We start from the raw sequence: 17,704 nt of genomic DNA, 5'->3' as shown, positions 1-17,704 counted from the left end.
TTCCTTCCTGTCTGAACAAAAAGAAAGAGCGGTCATCCGCTCTTTCTTACTCTTCTACAAGCCCGCTGTCGTAAGCAAGCTGTCCAATATACTGATACATGTCATTGGGCATGTCGGAAACATGTCCGTATTCATAATCCCAAAGATTTAAAAAGGAGTGAGCTGCTTGATAAAATGCAGCCTCGTCCGCGTCCTGAATTTCTTCAAGAAACGTTTGAGCAAGCCGATCGTTTTTCAAAGCGAAGCGCCTCCTTTAATGAGACTTAAAGGTCTTGAGGTTTAAATGTTTTACAGTCAGTTTCTTCACTTTTCTCAGCCGTATTTCCTGTATGGCTGACGACATAAATTGCATCTGCACCACAACGATTTCCAGCATTCCAGTAGGAACAGTTGTTTACTTCACAAAGGATTTTTTGACTCATACAGATGACCTCCTTTTGAGTATGTCTTTCATCTATAATGTAACCGAAGTAAGGGGCGTTCATTCATGTTAATCTTCCTGACGAATATAACGCTTATCTTTCATAAACAATTTCCAGAAGAAGTAGAACCCAGGGAATAGGATGATAAACCCTACAATATACGTAATAAATAATGCCCTAAATGTGACGGGATCTGTAAACCCAGACATGATGGTGATATCAGGATAGGCCATATAGGGCAAATGCGCATGTCCATACACATAGCTTGCTAAGAAATATTGAATTGTAATGGCGATAACCGCTAAACGTGGTCTCCCTTTCCGATGTTTAAAGCGACTGTTTGGTAAAAATAGAGCCAAACCTGCAAGCAAAAACATGAGTAGAGAAACAAGAAGGATCGGGATGTTCTGCATCATTTTTGTGAACAGCCAATTGGCCTCACTTCTCAGTGTGAGCATGATAAAGAAAGCCATCATGAGAGAAAGAGGACCCGTAATCAGTGCTCCTCTTCTATAAATGTTATAAGCCTCATCTTCGTTTGCAACATTAGAAAAATCAGCTAAAAGCAAAGATGAGAGAAAAAGGGTACTGAAAATCGCAAAACCTACGAAAGAATAGACATTTGCGCTTGTAAAGACCAATCCTAAATCTAATGAGTAGACATTATTCTCCTGAAAGATGAATCCACCATGTGTAATGGGGAGAACCATGATGAGAATGGACGGAATAATAAAGCCGCTAATTCCTGAAATATATGTCACGGCTTTTCTATATTTTTTAGGCAGTGAATGAGAGAAGACGAGAAATCCGCTTCGCAGTGCAAGAAGCAACAAAATAATGCTGCCGGGTATTAATAGAACAGTGCCTAGCACAAATGTTGCACCTGGAAACAGGCTAAACAAGGCAACGACGATGGCTACAATGAACACGTTAGTTACTTCCCAAGTTGGAGAAAGATACTTATTTGCGATATTTGCGGCCTTTGTCTGCTCTTTGTTCATGTAAATCATTGACCAAAATCCTGCACCGAAATCCATTGATGCCATCACTGCATAGATAAACACGAATCCCCATAAGATGGTGATTGCAATGAGTGCATCAGTTGTTACATCCATTTGCATCAAGATCGCTCCCTTTTTAAGATTCTGTTAACCGTAAGTCTTCTTCAATTGAATGTTTTCTAAAGTAGTACGTCAGTACAATCACAGTTGCGATGCCTAAAATGAGATAGACAATGGCAAAAAGGATGAAAAGTGTACCGATAGATCCTGATGATGTGACGACTTCAGAGGTTTTGAGCATTCGATAAATCACCCATGGCTGACGGCCTGTACAGGCAAAGATCCAGCCAAATTCAATCGCCAAGAGACTAAGGGGCCCGCCAAATAAATAAAGGACAAGCAGCCATTTTGGATAATGTTCGCGTTTTAAAATTTTGCGGTAAAACAGTGCTAACACAGCAAAGAAAATGAGCAATGAGCCGATAATGACCATTCCATTAAATAATGTGTGAATAAATAAAGGCGGCCACTCGTCCCTAGGAAAATCATTTAACCCTTTAACCACAGTGTCAAAGCTATTTCCTGCAAGAAAACTAAGCGCCCAAGGGATTTCAATAGCTCCTTTGATTTCTTGCGTATTGGCATCAGTAAAACCGCCAATGGCCAGAGGTGCATGTGATTGCGTTTCAAATAAACCTTCAGCACCCGCTAATTTTTCAGGCTGATATTCATACAGAAGCTGAGCTGATTCGTGACCGTTTAAGGCTGTGAGAAAAGAGAAAAGTCCACCAACAATCAGTCCAAGAAAAAGGGCTTTTCGATGAAAGGTATAGAGCTTTTCGTTTTTTCTTGTTTTCAACATTTTAAATGCAGCGACAGAAGTAATGACAAAAGCGCCTGTTGTAAAAGCAGACAGTACTACGTGAGTAGCAGTTACAACAAAACTTGGATTGAAAAATGCCTTCCAAGGTTCGATATTCGTTATTTCTCCATTGACCATTTGAAAGCCAGCGGGTGTTCCTTCAAAAGCATGTACGTTTGTAATGAGAATCGCTGAAGCTGCTGCACCAATGACAACGAAAATAACGGTAATGATGCGCATGGCTGGTGATAAACGATCTGCTGCGTACACATAAATAGACATAAATAATGCTTCAATAAAGAAAGCATAAATTTCTATTTGAAATGGCAGTGACATGACTTTTCCGATGACCTCCATAAAACCAGGCCATAGAAGGGCAAGCTGCGTACCAGCAATGGTACCGGTTGGAATGGCGACCCCTAACAGAACAGCCTGCGCTTTTGTCCATCGTTTGGCCATGATGGCATAATGCGGGTCATTCGTTTTTTGAAAGATGAGTTCAGCTAACAAAATCATTAGCGGGATGCCTACGCCAAGCGAGGCATAAATAATATGGAAGCCCATTGTTGTGCCGAACAGACTTCTAGCTAAAACGAGATCAGTCAATTTTTTCTCCGCCTTTCTTATCGCATCTCTTTTGATGGTGTTTATTATTCTCCACCATTTTTAGATTATTCTTCCTGACTAAGAAAGCTTGTTTTTTGACAAGTTGTAAAAGAGGGAGTAGAATATAATTATAAAACGTAATCGTTACGTTTTAATGATGAAGGGAGTTTTGACATTGAAAAGAGATATTCATCCAACCTCACATGAAGTTGTATTTATGGACGTTAACAGCGGTTACCGCTTCTTAAGTAGATCAACAAAGACATCACATGAGACCGTAGAGTGGGAAGATGGGAAGACTTATCCTGTCATTAAAGTAGAGACAAGCTCAGATACGCATCCATTTTATACAGGACGCCAGAAATTCGGAGAAAAAGGCGGCAGAGCGGAGCAGTTTAAGAAAAAATATCAAATGTAAACAAAGAAACACACCTGATCATGGTGTGTTTTTTTGTGCAGTAAAAAACCCCGGCTGATCGCACAGGGTTCATGAATTCATTCAACATTTAAAGCTGTTTTTAATGTGTTTAAATTTTGTTTCATTAAGCTGACATAGCTTTCGCCATTTTTAGCATCATCTTCTGTAATGGATTCTAGATTTTTCAGTGTAAGGCTCTTTGCCCCAATTTCACTGCGAATCGTATCTGATACTTTACTGCTGACGTTATTTTCAAAAATGACATACTTGATGTGATGCTTTTCTGCCTGTTGTACGATATTTTCAAGCTGTTTTTGGGAAGGCTCTTCAGAAGCAGAGAGTCCTAGTACACTGATTTGCTCAATGCCATAGCGTTTTTCCCAGTAGCCGTATGCTGCGTGAGAAACAAGAATTTCTTTATGTTCTGCTTTAGATAACGTTGTTTTGAATTCCTGATCTAACGATTGTAATTCTTTTTTTAGTGATTCATAGTTTTTTGTGTATTCGTCTTTATGATCTGGATCTAGTGAAACGAGTGTGTCTTTAATGTTTTTTGCCATTTGCTGTGCATAAACAGGGTCTAGCCAAGCATGGGGATCTTTATCTCCGTGGTCGTGTCCATCATGGTCATGATCTTCACCTTCATGATCGTGATCATGGTCCTCACCTTCTTCATGAGCATGTTCTTCTTGTGTTGATAATAGCTTGATGCCTTCGGCTGCTTTCACTGTTTTCACGCCTTGGTCTTTTAACGTAGAAGCCGTTTTATCAGCAAATGCTTCAGCACCTGTTCCGCTGTAAATAAAGGCATCTCCTTCAGCCATTTCAACCATCGTTTTTGAACTTGGTTCAAAGCTGTGTGCATCTGCATTGGCAGGATACACACTTTGAGCGTTCACGTGAGAGCCGCCGATTTTTTCAGTGAAATCTTGAATAGGGAAGATCGTCGTGTAAATGGTTAATTTCCCGTCTGCTTTTCCTTTTGAAGCATTTGTCCCCGCACTGCTTGAGCAAGCGGCAAGACCGACCGCTAATAAAGCAGCTGTTAAAATAAAAAAGATTTTTTTCATCTAAGAATGTCTCCTCTCAACCTATTAGATAGAAATGATTACGATTTAATGTCCTGAGTTATTGTATCGTAATAATTACGATTTGAAAAGAGGAAAATAAAAAATTTTCATCAGAAGATGTTTCCTCTAAAAAAATAGACGTCAAAACGTGACGAAATTTAAAACATTGTGCTATATTTATTTTTAAAAAAAGAAAAAGGAATGGACAAACTTATGAAACTTTTAGACGAAATCATCGAGTACAATCAACAATTTTGCGAAGAGAAGCGATATGAAGAGTTTACAACAACGAAGTTTCCACAGAAAAAAGCTGTCATTCTATCATGTATGGATACAAGACTTGTTGAACTGCTTCCGCGCGCCATGAACATGAAAAATGGCGATATTAAAATTGTCAAAAGTGCTGGCGCTCTTGTTTCTCACCCATTTGGAAGTATTATGCGAAGCATTTTAGTGGCTGTTTATGAATTGAATGCTGACGAAGTTTATGTGATCGGGCACCACGATTGCGGGATGAGTAAAATAGACAGCCAAACCCTATTAAATAAAGCCGTTGAGCGCGGTATTCCCGAAAAACGAATTGAAGTACTGGAATACTCAGGAATCGATTTTCAACAGTGGCTCAAAAGCTTTAGCTCAGTTGAAGATAGCGTGAAGGACAGTGTGTCTGTCGTTAAAAATCATCCGCTTCTTCCATCTGATGTGCCTGTGCATGGTCTAGTGATTGATCCTGGGACAGGTAAGCTTGACTTAGTTGTCAACGGTTATGAAGAAAAGTAAGTTATTTTTCCTTTTTAGGTGGGACTGGATCCATGCCTCCAGGATGCAGCGGGTGACATTTTAAAATTCGCTTGATTGTGAGCCAGCCGCCTTTTAAAGCGCCATGCGTTTTGATCGCCTCTAGCCCATAGTTTGAACAGGTGGGATAAAACCTGCAGCTCGGCGGTGTCAGAGGGGAAATGCATTTTTGATAAAAGCGAATGATGCCGATAAAAATTTGTTTCATAGAGGTTCCTCCTTGTCTGTCTTTTCACAGTATAAGAAAAAAGGACAAGGAAGGGAAGTTTTATAAACTAAACTGGTCGGAACAATATGTTATAATATAGGAAATTGCAATTATAGGAGTGGTGATTAATGCCTTCAGTTGAAAGCTTTGAACTTGACCATAATGCTGTAAAAGCACCTTACGTTCGTCATTGCGGCGTTCATAAAGTGGGATCAGATGGGGAAGTGAACAAATTTGATATCCGTTTTTGTCAGCCAAACAAGCAGGCAATGAAACCTGATACGATTCATACATTAGAGCATTTACTTGCGTTTAATATTAGAACACACTCAGAGAAATACGATCATTTTGATATCATTGATATTTCTCCAATGGGCTGCCAGACTGGCTACTATTTAGTTGTCAGCGGTGCACCGACACCAAGAGAGATCGTTGAACTGCTTGATGCAACATTCAAAGATGCAGTGGAAGTAACAGAAATTCCTGCTGCAAATGAAGAGCAGTGCGGTCAAGCGAAGCTTCATGATCTTGAAGGAGCAAAACGTTTAATGCGTTTCTGGCTGTCTCAGGATCAAGAAGAGCTATTAAAAGTATTTGGATAATCAGTAATATGATGAACCGGACATATTGAATGTCCGGTTTTTTATATGAAATGAAACGAGAGCTGTTAAAATAGGGGATATTTGTTAAAATGGACATGTCAGTAAAAAAAGGGGGATACACGAATGCGGAAAATGGTAGGAATCATTTTGATGCTCGTATTACTTAGTGCATGTGGAAACTCGGCAGCGAGCAATGACAAGGGAGAAGTGCCTGAGCTATTAGAAGTCAAACTAACAGGGCCGGAGCAAGTGGAGAAAAATGAAAACGTTATCGTAAAAGCAGCTGTCACATATGGTGATACGCCTGTTGATGATGCAGATGATGTTGAATTTGAAGTGTGGAAAGATGGCGACAAGGATAACAGCAAGATGATTCAGCCAAAGAAAAAGGAGAAAGGTGTATATGAATTGCATACAGCTTTCAAACAAGATGGCCTTTATATCATACAAGTCCATGTGACAGCTAAACAGCAGCATAATATGCCGAAGACAAACATCCATGTAGGTGATGTGAAAAAAGAGAGTTCATCTACTGAAGAAGAAGATACCTCACATCATTGAAAGCGGTTTTATTTTGGGTTAGGACGTTGGTTTGGTTCAGCATCCTGTGGTGAATCGACTTTATGCTTGTAATCATAAGCCTTTGATGTCGTCCACAGTGATAAAAAGACAACGATTGAGATAATGATAAAGCTGATAATCCCAAGTAACAGCATCTAACTCCCTCCTTATTTCCATATTAACATATATTTCATGCGGTCAAAATAGAAGAAAATGATGGCAGGTTTCAGTATAATAAAAAAAGGGTAATCCCATACTAAATGCAACTACATAAGGAGGAATCAACATGTCTGAAAAATTATTAAACGTCGTCAATAAACAAGTAGCAGATTGGACTGTGCTTTACGTAAAATTACATAACTATCACTGGTATGTAAAGGGAAAAGATTTCTTTACACTCCATGAAAAATTCGAGGAATTATATACAGAAACAGCCACTTATATCGATGATTTGGCTGAGCGTATGCTCGCATTAAATGGACAACCTGTTGCGACAATGAAAGAGTGCTTAGAAATTTCTAGCATTCAAGAAGCGGAAGGCAATGAATCAGCCGAGCAAATGGTGAAAAATCTGTATGATGATTTCTCTAATATTGCAGAAGAACTTAAGCGAGGCATGGAGCTGGCTGCAGAAGTTGGCGATGAAACAACAGGTGATATGCTGCTTGCGATTCATCAATCCATTGAAAAACACAACTGGATGCTCAAAGCATACTTAGGATAAGCGAATGTGAAAGGAATGTCGATCATCAAACAGATCGGCATTCTTTTTTTGTGGATTTGTGACAGACAGCCCATTGAATTGATGGGGCTTTTAGCCGAAGAGAAAAGGGAAGGGAGGGGAGAAGATGTCCTCAATTGCAGGAATGATGAGTCAGCAAGTGGCGAGTATTCAAAAAACACTCAATATCAGTTTATTGAATTCACAGCTTGCCACGAACACAGCCCAAGCTATGGTGATGCTCGATCAAGTGCAGCAGCAGCCTCAAGCTGTTCAGCCCAAAGATTCAGACGCTACGTTTATTGATGTCAGAGTTTAACCAAGAAAGCCGCCGTCACAGGCGGCTCTTTTTATGCGCTTCACGAGTTTTTTGAGCAGCTGACCATGCCTTTATTTTTTGTCGTCCAAGCTATTCATCAAATGCGGCATATACTATTGAAGTAAGAAGTTCCACTATGAAAGGATGTTGATGCCAAGTGAGCAAGGATTTAGGCATCTTTTCGTTGTTTACAGTCAGTTTGTCGGCAATGGGCTTTCTGTTTGGTGGAGCAGGATATTTACTCATGATATTAGTGACACTAATGGCTATTGAATTAATTTGTTCAAGCCTAAGAGAATCTGTGACTGGACAACTTACGATGAAGCGTTTTTTGACCCGGCTTGTTCGAAAGGTTGTGACGATTTCTTTAATATCCATGGCACACTTCTTCGATGTCATGCTGAAGACTGGGGGGACAATTAAGGATTTAGCGCTCATCTTTTATATTATTTATGAATCGTACCAGATTGTCTCAACAGCCAAAGCTCTCGGAATTCCTATTCCACAGTTGTTTATTGATGTGTTAGACATGATTAAAAATAAATTGCGCAAAAAGCCGTAATTTCTTCATATCTGGTCATACTAAAGGAAAAAGGATGAATCAGATGGCGAGACACACATACTATGTATCCGTTCAAGACGGATCAATCTCACAGCACAGAGACGCGGCTGCTTGGCAATTTCAGATAGAAGCAGATGATGACCAAATCTTGCAGTTAAGAGAGTATTTTGATGAACAGTATATGACAGATTGGAAAGGTTTCTTTCGGGCGCATGTTCCATTTCTTGAATATCATTATGATAGTCCAAATGACGAAATGGATAGGAAAAGAAAAGAGATTTACTCGATGATTCATGATCTCGGTAACGAAGAGACAAAGAACTTTATTGAGACCAATGGACTGATGAATTGAAAAAGCATGTAGACAAATCCTCGCATTCTTTGTCAGTCCTGCGTGCTAGTGCTCACGAATGTGAAATTCGCTCTACGCTAGTACTCGTTTTTCCTAGACTGCAAAGGTTTTCTATCACGCTGAAAAGAAGACAAAAGGCTAAAAGAAAGTTCATTTTAGCCTTTTGTCAACGATCTGAAAGCATGTAGAGACATTCTACATGCTTTTATTTTCGAGGCTGTAAGATTCCGCCGATCAGATCACTGATTCCGCCTCTATTTTCCTGCTGTGAGTTGGTGATTTCGTGTGAGGTACTCTGACTCTGGGGTTTGTACCGGTTATCATCTATCCCGACCCGCATTCCAGATGTTCGTTCGGATGGCTGGATAATCACAATTTGGTCCTGTTCATGAAATTCAAACAAGTAGGATTCGCCTGATGTTTGTCCAATGAACGTTTTCCAGTTCACATCTAATTTGACTTTCGGTGCTTTGCCCGTCCAAGCGACAATAGCGTCAGGATCTACACGGCAAGGTGCTTTTAAAATCAGCGGGTTTCCATTTGTTTTGATGGCAACCTGCGCCCCGTGACCTTGATACGAGAGCTTTGAAGTAAACAGCCCTTTCTGTGATAAAATCCCAACGCCTACTGGTGTCACGCCATAGTGACATTCTTCAGTAAAGGCAAGTAAATCTTCACTTTCCACGCTAACATGTTGCCAAGGACCGTTCGGCTCAAGATTGATGACGGTCACATGCTCGCTAGAATCAGCCAAGTAGCAAGTGCCTTGTCCACTCACTTCCATCATCTCAAGGTTTTCACCTGTTAATTTTCTGCTAATATGATTAAATACTTGGCTGACCACATTTCCTTTATTCGTCCCAAGTAATCGTTTACGGTATTGAAATGTACCTTGATCGGCAATCATAGCGCCTTTTTTAGCAAAAAAGATCCCGTTGCCTTCTGCTTGTAAGGTCAGTTCTTCGATCGTGTTGAAATGAAATCCCATTTGTGCCAGCTCCTTTTCTTTGTCAAGATGTGAATCCGTAGATGCGGCATAGGTCGTTTAAATCAAGGGTCGTACCTTGTCCGGTTGCGGTGATTTTCCATTCGTTCTCAACTCTCGTTAGTTCAGCACAAATGATGGATGTACAAAATGAATAATCCTCTGTTAATTGAAAGGTACAAATCTCCTGTTGTGTGATTTGATCTGAAAGGCGCAAGTAGGCATTGGTCACCTGTCCAAAATGATGTGCCCGCTCGTGTGCATCATGTATCGTGGCTGTTACGACGATTTTCTGAATATCGGGTGAGACTCTGCTCAGTTGCATAATAATGATCTCATTGTCCCGATGGCCTCCGCCGACCTGATGATCACCTAGATGGCGAACAGCTCCATCTAAGCTTTGCTGCTGATGATAATAGATCAGGTGTTTTGGAGACAGAAGCTTGTCCTCTTCATTTAAGAGAAACACTTGCGTATCTAAATCAATTGGCTGACCACATAAGTCCCAGCCAAGTCCGATATGAATTTGATCTACATTTGGATTGTCTTTTGTTAAATCTAACTTTTGTCCTTTCATGAGGTGTTTCTTCACTGTCTCAAGAGAAGCGTCTTCTTTCTCATGTTGCCTCATTGGCCATGCTTTGTTATTTTCTTGTTTTGATCCATTTGTGATGCTCATGCTGGTTTCCTCCTCGTCTGTGTAGGACAAACACTTATTAATTTACGTCATCATGGGCAAAAGGTTTCATGATTAAAATGGGATGAGGATGGAGATGATAAAAAGGTTTTAGCAAGAATACTTATTTTACATACAGACGAGATAGAAGTACTCGTTTGTTTCACTTTTCATAAAAATTCTTCAGAGAAATGTGATCTGTGGTATGATGTTTTACAAGAAGCAAGGACAGGATATGAGGGATTTCACATGCATGTATTTAAAGACTATTATCATAATACGGTCAAGCTCTCTTTTGAAGAGCAGCCTTTTTCAAGTCATCCTAAGCATGTTTGGGCTATTTGCCGCTATCAAGGAAAATGGCTACTTACTGAACATGAGGATCGAGGCTACGAGTTTCCAGGAGGGAAAGTAGAGCCAAATGAAGAAGCAGATCAAGCCGCTATACGAGAGATTCACGAAGAGACGGGTGCTGTTGTTCGTGAATTAACGTATATTGGTCAATATCAGGTGCTTGGCAGAGAGAAAATCATTGTCAAAAATATTTATTTCGCTGATATTGAAAGGCTCGTCAAGCAGGACACGTATTTTGAAACGAAAGGACCCGTTCTTTTCGCAGACTTACCAAGATCCATCGCAAAAAATAAAAATTTCAGTTTTATTATGAAAGATGATGTCTTGAGACAAAGTCTTGCTTATTTAGAAAAGAACGGTTTGATTCGTTAAAAAAAGCGTAGGGACATGACCCTGCGCTTTTTATTTTTGCAGAAAACGGCGTTCCAGCCATTCAACAAGCTGATACATGATGGTGGCGAAGACGGCGATAATGAAAAGACTTAAGAACACGAGTGTAAAGTTGAAGACTTGAAAGCCATAGATGATCATATAGCCGAGTCCTTTTGAGGAAACAAGGAATTCTCCCACAATGACCCCAACCCAAGAAAGACCAACATTGACCTTAATGGCAGAGATCATCGTTGGAATACTTGCTGGCAAAATGACCTCACGGAAGACCGTTCTTTTTTTTGCGCCAAAGGTTTTCATGACTTTTAAATAATTCTCATCGACTTCTTGAAAGGCTGTATAAATGACGATGGTGGTAATGATCACACTGATAATGGCACCCATCGCGACAATGCTGATCATGCCTGGTCCAAGGGCAACAATTAAAATGGGGGCGAGAGCGACTTTCGGCATCGCATTTAAAATAACCAAATAAGGATCAAGTACATTTGCAAGACGGGTGGACCACCATAAGGCGGCGGCTAATAAAATGCCGCAAAAAGTACCAAGTAGAAAGCCGAGCACTGTTTCAAATAGTGTAATGCTCATATGATTGATTAATGAACCATCTGATAATTTTTGTACAAACAATTGGCAGACGGCAGATGGTGAACTGAAAATGAGCGGGTCAATCAGTCTGAAATGGCTCGCAAGCTCCCAAAGCGAAAAGAAACTGGCGAAAATGATCAACTGGTAGACTCGCGTCATGCGTTTTTCCATTCGAACTTTTTTTCGATAGGCTTCATGTAAAAGGTCACTGTGTTTCAACTGTCTTCAGCTCCTTCCAAATCGTTTGAAAGAGCTCTTGGAAACTTGCTGTCTGTCTCGCTTCAAAAGGAGAGAGCGTCCTCAGATCATCTGGAACGGTAAACATTCGCTGGATAGAGCCTGGATGCTTTGAGAATAAGAAAATGCGATCACTCATCGCAATGGCTTCGCCGATGTCATGTGTGACAAGAACAGCCGTTTTTTGGTAGTTTTTTAATGTGTGAAAGACGAGGTCTTCTAATGTCAGTTTCGTCTGGTAATCTAGTGCTGAAAATGGCTCATCAAGCAGAAGTAGGCCGGGATCAACTGCAAGCGTTCGGGCGAGAGCCGCACGCTGCCTCATCCCGCCTGACAGCTCCTTCGGGTATTTATCTTCGACATCATTGAGTCCAAGCTTTGGCAGTAAGCTAAGGGCAGCTGAGGTGGCTTCATGTGAATCTTGTTTTGCAATTTTTAATCCGAGAATGACATTTTCCTTGATCGTTTTCCATGGGAACAAATAATCTTGCTGGAGCATATAACCGATTTGATGCTCCTGTTGATTCGGTTCTTTTCCTTCGATTAAAATTCGACCTTCAGAGGGTGGCGTAATGCCTGCGATGATGGACAGCAAGGTTGTTTTCCCGCAGCCGCTGGGACCAATAAATGAGATGAATTCACCTTGAGTGATCTCCATATTGATGTGTTTGATGGCCGTGGTTTTTTCTTTTAAAGAGAAGTACGTGTGGGTCACATGGTTAATTTGAAGGAAAGACATGTGCTACCTCCTGTTCTATTTGTGATCTGTGACCTTCTTGGCAATGGATGAATCGACAAGTTGTTTGTACGGGATAAATTCCGGCAGTTCACCACTTGCTTTCATGATTTCCTGTAATTTGTTCCATTCCTCTTCATTTAGAAGGGGATCTGTTGCATAGGAGTTCTGCTGTTTGTAGCGTTTGATAGCTGTTGATAAGACATCAAGGTCTGTATCAGGAAATTGAGATTGGATTGTCTTGGCAATCTCCTCTGGGCTCTTTGCTTTGACCCATTTTTGCGCTTTGTAAATGGCACGAGTAAAGGCTTCAGCTGTCTCTTTGTTTTCCTCTAAGTAACTCTTCTTTGCCATAAAGGTGGTATAAGGCACCTTGCCGGAAGCCTCACCAAAGGAGGCGGTAATGTACCCTTTGCCTTCTTTTTCAATTAAGGAAGCTGTCGGTTCGAATAACTGCACAAAATCGCCAGTTCCAGAGGAAAAAGCACCTGAAATGTTGGCAAAATCAATATTTTGAATCATGCGAAGATCCTGTTTCAAATCAATGCCTTCTTTTTTCAGGACATATTCACCGACCATTTGCGGCATGCCGCCTTTCCGTTGTCCGAGAAAGTCCTTTCCTTTCAATTGATCCCAAGAGAATTGATTGATTTTTTCCCTTGAAACAAGAAATGTACCGTCTGTTTGTGTCAGCTGTGCAAAGTTCATGACAGAGTCTTTCGTGTCTTGTGCTTCCACATAAATAGAAGATTCAGATCCGGTCAGAGCGATATCAGCGCCGCCGGATAAGAGAGCTGTCATTGTTTTATCGCCGCCCCAAGTGGTTTTTAATTCAACCTCTAAGCCTTCATCTTTGAAAAATCCTTCGGATAGGGCGACATAAAGCGGTGCATAAAAGACCGAATGGGTCACCTCGGCTACTTGTACGGTCTGCTCTTGGTCTTTTTTACAGGCGACAAATGGAATAAAGAGCAGGACAACGAATATGAATGCCAGTCTGACTTTAATGGAACGATTCAAGAGTAATTCGCCTCCTTTGTTCTAGATCACTAATTAAAGTATGTCAAAAGGGATTTTTGGTGAGTGCCTAGATGAAATAAGAAGCGCATTGTTTATTTATAGAACGTGTCTTTTTTTCTATACTAGAAGCATGAATGCTTTCTTGAATTTGGTAGAAATAAAGGAGCGGTTTCGTGTATAGATTGAGTTGGGTATTTGTTGGATGGTATGTAGTGGGTCTTATTTTAATGGTCTTTTTTGAAGTGCCGGCATGGCTTCAGTTTGCGAATGGTATCTTTCTTGTGCTTTACGCCTGCTGCGTCATTGAGATTGGCCGAAATATTTACGGGGCATGGAGCTTTGTGATCGTAAGAGCAGCCATTGTGGGTGTGTTGACGTTTACGGTTGAATGGGTGGGGATCACAACTGATTTTCCATTTGGGGCCTATGATTATTATCCGACGCTTGGATTTCTTGTGGCGGGAGTACCTTTGACGATCGCTTTTGCATGGGTTGGTGTGTTTTTAAATAGTCTTTTTTTATCAAGACAACAATCGAAGTGGAAACGAGCCGTCGAAACGGGTATATGGATTGTGCTGCTTGATCTCATATTAGATCCGGTAGCAGCTGAACGAAAGTTTTGGGTGTGGTATGACGGCGGAGGTTTCTTTGGTATCCCTTTTGAGAATTTTGTCAGCTGGGGTATCATTGGAGCAGGACTTTCATTTCTGTTCCCGCTCGTCTCCATTGATCAGCAGGCATTGCGCTGGAATGGGCGTATTTATCAGGCCATGGTGTTCTTCTTTGGTCTTTTAGCATTAAAGGGCGGGCTGGATGTCATTTTTTATTTAGCACTGATCATTGTCATCTTGTGTGAAGGAAGGGTTCGATTTGAAAGAAAGCGACAAAAACCGATCGTTTAGACGACTCTTTTATTTTTATCTTGAACGATATTTACTGAACAAACATTTTCGCTGTGTCATGATGAAAGGTACGGTTGATCCAAAGGAGAAACATCCTGTTCTTTATCTTGCCAATCACAGTTCATGGTGGGATGGACTGATCATTTTTCTTTTAATAGAACAAATGTCTGAGCTGGATCATGCCATGATGATGGAAGAGAAGCAGTTGAAGCAATATGCTTTTTTTCAAAAAATTGGTGCATTTCCAGTTCATAAAGAGAAGCTGAAAAGTGTCAAGCAGGCATTAATGACTGCAAAGGAGAAGATGGAGGCTGGCGGGGCTGTGTGGCTCTTCCCGCAGGGGAAAATTATGCACCAAGACACACGGCCGCTTGAACTGGAAGGCGGAGCTTCTTTTTTAGTCAGGCAATTTGAGCAGGTCGTCATCAAACCTGTGACGCTGCATTATACATTTAATCAATTTCAAAAACCGACGGTATCGGTTGAGTTTGGAGAAGATGTCCTAGTAGCTGGCGAATCACTTCGCAGTAAGGAAGTAACAAGTTTACTCGGAGACCTGCTTGAAACACAGTTAAACACACATCAAGCACAGGTTATTGCTGATCCAGATTTTTCAACAAACGAACAATTTAGGCAGGTGACAAGGACAAGCCGGTCAACTAGTGATGCGTTTGATTCCTTTAAAAAGTGGGTGAAAACATGGCGGTCTTCTTAATTGTCATCAGCGTTTTGCTGATCTGCCAATTGATGTTTACGATTTGGAATATGAAGCAATTTCCTGTACTCAAGCCGGCATCTCTTTCACCTGATGAACCCATTTCATTATCGATCCTCATTCCAGCGAGAAATGAAGAAAAACGGCTGGAAGCCTGCCTTCAGTCGATTGTTGATCAGCGTCTCCATCCGAAAGAGTTGATCGTGCTGGATGATCACTCGACAGATCAGACGAGAATGATTGCAGAGGGCTTCGCAGAGACATATCCATGGATTCGCGTGCAGTCAGGTCAAGTACTGAAACGAGGATGGCTTGGAAAATCATATGCTTGTTCCCAGCTTGCTGAGGCAGCATCGTCTGATTGGCTGTTATTTTTAGATGCAGATGTCCGCTTAAAACAAGGAGCTATTGAAGCGGTGTACAAGCAGTTATGCATACAAAAAACGGGCATGCTTTCAGGTTTCCCAGAGCAAAAAACGGGAACGCCTTTTGAGCATCTTGTCGTTCCTATGATGATGTTTACGATTGGCTGTCATTTGCCAGTGAAGTGGGTCAGAACATCTCAACATCCTGCTTTTGCCGCAGCACATGGCGGCTTTATTGCCATTGAAAAGAACTGTTATCACGAAATAGGTGGTCATGAAGCGATCAAGGGTTCTCTTGTGGATGATATGGCTTTGGCTAAACGTGTGAAAGAGAAGGGCTTTCCGTTCACACTGGCAAGTATTCATTCTTTTGTCTACATGAGAATGTATGAGAGTGGACAGGAAGTATGGGAAGGATATCGGAAAAATTTGTTCCCGGGAGTGAATCGAAACATTGCTTTGTTAAGCAGTGTCTTTTGTTTATACTCCGTCCTTTATGTAGTTCCTGTTCTTTGCTTTATGATCGCACTGATTCATTTTGATGTGGTCAATCTCTGTTTAGCCCTTCTTTGCTACGGGCTGGGTGTATCCATTAAAGCGGTCATTGATATCGAAAATGGAAGAACGTCTACGATGGCCTTTTTATTGCCGGTCAGTATCATAAGCCTGATTGCCATTGGTTTTGCTTCTATGAAAATTGGGCTGAAAAAAGAAGGCTATGAATGGAAAGGAAGAAGGTACGAATGAAAAAAGTGATCATTATTGGCGGCGGACTTGGCGGGTTATCGGCTGCGATTCGCTTACAGTCACGCGGTTTCCAGGTCACCATTTTAGAAAAAGAAGCTTCTTTAGGCGGGAAATTACAACGCCATCAAGCGTCTGGCTACTCTTTTGATTTAGGACCGAGTACCATTACAATGAAGGCGTATTTTGAGGAAGTATTTACCTCCTGTCATAGACGAATGGAGGATTATGTGACGTTTTATCCGATTTCTCCCCTTACTAAAAACGTTTTTTCAGATGGACATACGGTCGAGTTTACGCCAGATATTGAGCAAATGGAATCACAAATTGCAGTCTTTAGTCCAGAGGATGCGCAGCAATACCGGGCATTTTTACAGGAATCGAAGAAGCTTTTTCAAATGGCAGAGGATCAGTTTTTAAATCGTTTATTATTGACCTGGAAGGATAAAGCGGATATCAAGTTAATGAAAGCCCTTCTTGCTGTCAAACCTTTTACATCCGTTCAGCGCTTGCTACGTCAATATTTTCGTCATCCTCATACATTGGCGATGTTTGGCCGGTATGCGACTTACATTGGCTCTTCTCCATACGAGGCACCTGCTATTTTTAATATGATGGCTTATTTAGAAGGAGAAAAAGGCATTTATGGTATTAAGGGCGGTACGTATCGTTTAGTTGAGGCATTTGAGACACTGGCAAAGGAATTGGGTGTCCAAATTCATCTTAATGAATCAGTCAAAAAGATTCATGTAAAGAATAAGCGAATCCAAGGAGTTGAAACGGATCAACAGTTATATGAAGCAGATCAAGTCATTGCGGGGGCAGATGCACTGACTGTTTATCGCCAATTAATTGATGAAGAAGACCGCCCGAGCTTTAGAAATCAAAAACTGGCAAACATTGAGCCATCGTTATCAGGTTTTGTTCTTTTGTTGGGCGTCCCTAAAGTCTATGAACAACTGTCTCATCACAACGTGTTTTTTCCAGAGAATTATGAACAAGAATTCAAGGATATTTTTCAGAAAAAACAGCTTCCTCATGATCCGACGCTTTACATCTGTTATTCAGGTCATTCAGAGCCAGCTTTAAGCGGAGGGCCAGGAAGAAGTAACTTGTTTGTATTGGCCAATGCGCCATATGTGACAAAAGAGCAAAATTGGGACATGCTAAAGGAGACATATGGCCAGCATATGAAAACAAAACTAAAGGAAAAGGGTCTCTTTGATCTTGACCAGCTTGTAGAATTTGAAGCGGTACAAACCCCGCTTGATTTGCAGCAAAAAACGGGAGCGTATCATGGGGCCATTTATGGCATGTCGTCAAACTCATTCAAGCAGGCATTTTTTCGCATCAATAATCAATCAAAGGATATTGAAGGGCTTTGGTTTGTTGGCGGCACAAGTCATCCAGGCGGCGGCACTCCGATGGTGACAAAATCAGGACAGCTCGTCGCAGAAGCCATCATCAAGCATTTGACGTAACACCGAATG

General features: G+C 41.1%; 25 protein-coding genes. 13 read left to right on the top strand and 12 right to left on the bottom strand.

Going from position 1 to position 17,704, the window contains the following annotated elements; translation table 11 throughout:
- Nucleotides 1-46 precede the first annotated feature (46 nt).
- The 4 genes from ACNO7B_RS13960 to ACNO7B_RS13945 all read right to left on the bottom strand — a co-directional run bounded on the left by ACNO7B_RS13960 (nucleotide 47) and on the right by ACNO7B_RS13945 (nucleotide 2,891).
- The gene (locus ACNO7B_RS13960) at nucleotides 47-238 is read right to left on the bottom strand and encodes a hypothetical protein (RefSeq protein WP_008342920.1); all 192 of its coding nucleotides are present in this window, start codon (nucleotides 236-238) and stop codon (nucleotides 47-49) included.
- A gap of 25 nt (nucleotides 239-263) precedes the next feature.
- The gene (locus ACNO7B_RS13955; RefSeq protein WP_008360682.1) at nucleotides 264-422 is read right to left on the bottom strand and encodes a DUF1540 domain-containing protein; all 159 of its coding nucleotides are present in this window, start codon (nucleotides 420-422) and stop codon (nucleotides 264-266) included.
- A 68-nt stretch (nucleotides 423-490) separates the two neighbouring features.
- Complete coding sequence (locus tag ACNO7B_RS13950) at nucleotides 491-1,537, bottom strand: cytochrome d ubiquinol oxidase subunit II (protein ID WP_169476099.1); 1,047 nt, start codon at nucleotides 1,535-1,537, stop codon at nucleotides 491-493.
- Between the two features lie 22 nt (nucleotides 1,538-1,559).
- Nucleotides 1,560-2,891 (bottom strand): cytochrome ubiquinol oxidase subunit I, encoded by a 1,332-nt coding sequence (locus ACNO7B_RS13945; RefSeq protein WP_417901628.1) that lies wholly within the window; start codon nucleotides 2,889-2,891, stop codon nucleotides 1,560-1,562.
- A gap of 175 nt (nucleotides 2,892-3,066) precedes the next feature.
- Here ACNO7B_RS13945 and ACNO7B_RS13940 point away from each other — a divergent pair, with 175 nt between their 5' ends.
- On the top strand, nucleotides 3,067-3,309 hold the full coding sequence (locus ACNO7B_RS13940) for a type B 50S ribosomal protein L31 (protein ID WP_017358374.1): 243 nt from the start codon (nucleotides 3,067-3,069) through the stop codon (nucleotides 3,307-3,309).
- Between the two features lie 77 nt (nucleotides 3,310-3,386).
- Here the strand turns inward: ACNO7B_RS13940 and ACNO7B_RS13935 are convergent, their stop codons facing one another.
- Entirely contained in the window at nucleotides 3,387-4,379 is a 993-nt protein-coding gene (locus tag ACNO7B_RS13935) for a metal ABC transporter solute-binding protein, Zn/Mn family (RefSeq protein WP_024719324.1), read from the bottom strand.
- 213 nt (nucleotides 4,380-4,592) lie between these two features.
- Here ACNO7B_RS13935 and ACNO7B_RS13930 point away from each other — a divergent pair, with 213 nt between their 5' ends.
- A complete protein-coding gene (locus ACNO7B_RS13930) occupies nucleotides 4,593-5,159 on the top strand; it encodes a beta-class carbonic anhydrase (protein ID WP_019743673.1) in 567 nt (188 codons plus the stop codon).
- 1 nt (nucleotide 5,160) lies between these two features.
- Here the strand turns inward: ACNO7B_RS13930 and yidD are convergent, their stop codons facing one another.
- Nucleotides 5,161-5,385 (bottom strand): membrane protein insertion efficiency factor YidD, encoded by a 225-nt coding sequence (gene yidD / locus ACNO7B_RS13925; RefSeq protein ID WP_008342933.1) that lies wholly within the window; start codon nucleotides 5,383-5,385, stop codon nucleotides 5,161-5,163.
- Nucleotides 5,386-5,513: 128 nt separating this feature from the next.
- Here yidD and ACNO7B_RS13920 point away from each other — a divergent pair, with 128 nt between their 5' ends.
- Together ACNO7B_RS13920 and ACNO7B_RS13915 are read left to right on the top strand one after the other, a co-directional pair.
- Nucleotides 5,514-5,987: an S-ribosylhomocysteine lyase gene (locus tag ACNO7B_RS13920; RefSeq protein WP_008342935.1), complete on the top strand. Its 474-nt coding sequence runs from the start codon at nucleotides 5,514-5,516 to the stop codon at nucleotides 5,985-5,987.
- 123 nt (nucleotides 5,988-6,110) lie between these two features.
- Nucleotides 6,111-6,548, top strand: a complete 438-nt coding sequence (locus tag ACNO7B_RS13915) for a FixH family protein (RefSeq protein ID WP_017367907.1) — start codon at nucleotides 6,111-6,113, stop codon at nucleotides 6,546-6,548.
- A gap of 8 nt (nucleotides 6,549-6,556) precedes the next feature.
- Here ACNO7B_RS13915 and ytzI read toward each other — a convergent pair whose 3' ends face one another.
- Entirely contained in the window at nucleotides 6,557-6,703 is a 147-nt protein-coding gene (gene ytzI / locus ACNO7B_RS13910) for a YtzI protein (RefSeq protein ID WP_017358370.1), read from the bottom strand.
- A gap of 131 nt (nucleotides 6,704-6,834) precedes the next feature.
- Here ytzI and ACNO7B_RS13905 point away from each other — a divergent pair, with 131 nt between their 5' ends.
- The 4 genes from ACNO7B_RS13905 to ACNO7B_RS13890 all read left to right on the top strand — a co-directional run bounded on the left by ACNO7B_RS13905 (nucleotide 6,835) and on the right by ACNO7B_RS13890 (nucleotide 8,502).
- A complete protein-coding gene (locus ACNO7B_RS13905) occupies nucleotides 6,835-7,272 on the top strand; it encodes a Dps family protein (RefSeq protein WP_007501934.1) in 438 nt (145 codons plus the stop codon).
- 124 nt (nucleotides 7,273-7,396) lie between these two features.
- Nucleotides 7,397-7,588 (top strand): hypothetical protein, encoded by a 192-nt coding sequence (locus ACNO7B_RS13900; RefSeq protein WP_008342942.1) that lies wholly within the window; start codon nucleotides 7,397-7,399, stop codon nucleotides 7,586-7,588.
- Between the two features lie 157 nt (nucleotides 7,589-7,745).
- Nucleotides 7,746-8,150, top strand: a complete 405-nt coding sequence (locus ACNO7B_RS13895) for a phage holin family protein (RefSeq protein ID WP_058213939.1) — start codon at nucleotides 7,746-7,748, stop codon at nucleotides 8,148-8,150.
- A 43-nt stretch (nucleotides 8,151-8,193) separates the two neighbouring features.
- The gene (locus ACNO7B_RS13890; protein ID WP_008342945.1) at nucleotides 8,194-8,502 is read left to right on the top strand and encodes a hypothetical protein; all 309 of its coding nucleotides are present in this window, start codon (nucleotides 8,194-8,196) and stop codon (nucleotides 8,500-8,502) included.
- Between the two features lie 205 nt (nucleotides 8,503-8,707).
- Here the strand turns inward: ACNO7B_RS13890 and ACNO7B_RS13885 are convergent, their stop codons facing one another.
- Both ACNO7B_RS13885 and ACNO7B_RS13880 read right to left on the bottom strand, forming a co-directional pair.
- Nucleotides 8,708-9,490 (bottom strand): AIM24 family protein, encoded by a 783-nt coding sequence (locus tag ACNO7B_RS13885; protein ID WP_019743674.1) that lies wholly within the window; start codon nucleotides 9,488-9,490, stop codon nucleotides 8,708-8,710.
- A gap of 22 nt (nucleotides 9,491-9,512) precedes the next feature.
- A complete protein-coding gene (locus ACNO7B_RS13880) occupies nucleotides 9,513-10,166 on the bottom strand; it encodes a TerD family protein (RefSeq protein ID WP_050827614.1) in 654 nt (217 codons plus the stop codon).
- A gap of 246 nt (nucleotides 10,167-10,412) precedes the next feature.
- On the opposite strand from ACNO7B_RS13880, the gene ytkD reads away from it, so the two are divergent.
- Entirely contained in the window at nucleotides 10,413-10,889 is a 477-nt protein-coding gene (gene ytkD, locus ACNO7B_RS13875; protein ID WP_039964158.1) for an RNA deprotection pyrophosphohydrolase, read from the top strand.
- A 30-nt stretch (nucleotides 10,890-10,919) separates the two neighbouring features.
- On the opposite strand, the gene ACNO7B_RS13870 is transcribed toward ytkD, so the two are convergent.
- Genes ACNO7B_RS13870 through ACNO7B_RS13860 form a run of 3 tightly spaced genes read right to left on the bottom strand, consistent with a single transcriptional unit; the run spans nucleotide 10,920 to nucleotide 13,488 of the window.
- A complete protein-coding gene (locus ACNO7B_RS13870) occupies nucleotides 10,920-11,666 on the bottom strand; it encodes an ABC transporter permease (RefSeq protein WP_370529235.1) in 747 nt (248 codons plus the stop codon).
- A gap of 34 nt (nucleotides 11,667-11,700) precedes the next feature.
- Nucleotides 11,701-12,471, bottom strand: a complete 771-nt coding sequence (locus tag ACNO7B_RS13865) for an ABC transporter ATP-binding protein (RefSeq protein WP_050827612.1) — start codon at nucleotides 12,469-12,471, stop codon at nucleotides 11,701-11,703.
- A 15-nt stretch (nucleotides 12,472-12,486) separates the two neighbouring features.
- Nucleotides 12,487-13,488, bottom strand: a complete 1,002-nt coding sequence (locus ACNO7B_RS13860; RefSeq protein ID WP_024719321.1) for an ABC transporter substrate-binding protein — start codon at nucleotides 13,486-13,488, stop codon at nucleotides 12,487-12,489.
- Between the two features lie 173 nt (nucleotides 13,489-13,661).
- Between ACNO7B_RS13860 and ACNO7B_RS13855 the strand changes: the two genes are divergently transcribed.
- The 4 genes from ACNO7B_RS13855 to ACNO7B_RS13840 are packed head-to-tail and all read left to right on the top strand — an operon-like array spanning nucleotide 13,662 to nucleotide 17,695.
- Nucleotides 13,662-14,390 (top strand): carotenoid biosynthesis protein, encoded by a 729-nt coding sequence (locus ACNO7B_RS13855; protein ID WP_017358367.1) that lies wholly within the window; start codon nucleotides 13,662-13,664, stop codon nucleotides 14,388-14,390.
- Nucleotides 14,359-15,105 (top strand): lysophospholipid acyltransferase family protein, encoded by a 747-nt coding sequence (locus tag ACNO7B_RS13850; protein ID WP_035702126.1) that lies wholly within the window; start codon nucleotides 14,359-14,361, stop codon nucleotides 15,103-15,105. Before ACNO7B_RS13855 ends, ACNO7B_RS13850 begins: the two co-directional genes overlap by 32 nt.
- Nucleotides 15,090-16,217 (top strand): glycosyltransferase, encoded by a 1,128-nt coding sequence (locus ACNO7B_RS13845; protein WP_417901627.1) that lies wholly within the window; start codon nucleotides 15,090-15,092, stop codon nucleotides 16,215-16,217. Before ACNO7B_RS13850 ends, ACNO7B_RS13845 begins: the two co-directional genes overlap by 16 nt.
- Entirely contained in the window at nucleotides 16,214-17,695 is a 1,482-nt protein-coding gene (locus tag ACNO7B_RS13840) for a phytoene desaturase family protein (protein WP_417901626.1), read from the top strand. Before ACNO7B_RS13845 ends, ACNO7B_RS13840 begins: the two co-directional genes overlap by 4 nt.
- Nucleotides 17,696-17,704: the final 9 nt, after the last annotated feature.

It is taken from the genome of Bacillus sp. AK25 (assembly GCF_048270685.1).
GTDB classification, from domain to species: domain Bacteria; phylum Bacillota; class Bacilli; order Bacillales; family Bacillaceae; genus Bacillus; species Bacillus altitudinis.
The sequence above is the reverse complement of the archived record's forward strand: the minus strand, read 5'-3'. Positions and strand labels throughout refer to the sequence as shown.

Bases quoted from the DNA above. Each gene is read 5' to 3' on its own strand.
- ACNO7B_RS13955 (WP_008360682.1), bottom strand. From the start codon at position 422: ATGAGTCAAAAAATCCTTTGTGAAGTAAACAACTGTTCCTACTGGAAT.
- ACNO7B_RS13950 (WP_169476099.1), bottom strand. From the start codon at position 1,537: ATGGATGTAACAACTGATGCACTCATTGCAATCACCATCTTATGGGGA.
- ACNO7B_RS13935 (WP_024719324.1), bottom strand. From the start codon at position 4,379: ATGAAAAAAATCTTTTTTATTTTAACAGCTGCTTTATTAGCGGTCGGT.
- ACNO7B_RS13930 (WP_019743673.1), top strand. From the start codon at position 4,593: ATGAAACTTTTAGACGAAATCATCGAGTACAATCAACAATTTTGCGAA.
- yidD (WP_008342933.1), bottom strand. From the start codon at position 5,385: ATGAAACAAATTTTTATCGGCATCATTCGCTTTTATCAAAAATGCATT.
- ACNO7B_RS13920 (WP_008342935.1), top strand. From the start codon at position 5,514: ATGCCTTCAGTTGAAAGCTTTGAACTTGACCATAATGCTGTAAAAGCA.
- ACNO7B_RS13915 (WP_017367907.1), top strand. From the start codon at position 6,111: ATGCGGAAAATGGTAGGAATCATTTTGATGCTCGTATTACTTAGTGCA.
- ytzI (WP_017358370.1), bottom strand. From the start codon at position 6,703: ATGCTGTTACTTGGGATTATCAGCTTTATCATTATCTCAATCGTTGTC.
- ACNO7B_RS13905 (WP_007501934.1), top strand. From the start codon at position 6,835: ATGTCTGAAAAATTATTAAACGTCGTCAATAAACAAGTAGCAGATTGG.
- ACNO7B_RS13900 (WP_008342942.1), top strand. From the start codon at position 7,397: ATGTCCTCAATTGCAGGAATGATGAGTCAGCAAGTGGCGAGTATTCAA.
- ACNO7B_RS13890 (WP_008342945.1), top strand. From the start codon at position 8,194: ATGGCGAGACACACATACTATGTATCCGTTCAAGACGGATCAATCTCA.
- ACNO7B_RS13885 (WP_019743674.1), bottom strand. From the start codon at position 9,490: ATGGGATTTCATTTCAACACGATCGAAGAACTGACCTTACAAGCAGAA.
- ACNO7B_RS13880 (WP_050827614.1), bottom strand. From the start codon at position 10,166: ATGAGCATCACAAATGGATCAAAACAAGAAAATAACAAAGCATGGCCA.
- ytkD (WP_039964158.1), top strand. From the start codon at position 10,413: ATGCATGTATTTAAAGACTATTATCATAATACGGTCAAGCTCTCTTTT.
- ACNO7B_RS13870 (WP_370529235.1), bottom strand. From the start codon at position 11,666: ATGGAAAAACGCATGACGCGAGTCTACCAGTTGATCATTTTCGCCAGT.
- ACNO7B_RS13865 (WP_050827612.1), bottom strand. From the start codon at position 12,471: ATGTCTTTCCTTCAAATTAACCATGTGACCCACACGTACTTCTCTTTA.
- ACNO7B_RS13845 (WP_417901627.1), top strand. From the start codon at position 15,090: ATGGCGGTCTTCTTAATTGTCATCAGCGTTTTGCTGATCTGCCAATTG.
- ACNO7B_RS13840 (WP_417901626.1), top strand. From the start codon at position 16,214: ATGAAAAAAGTGATCATTATTGGCGGCGGACTTGGCGGGTTATCGGCT.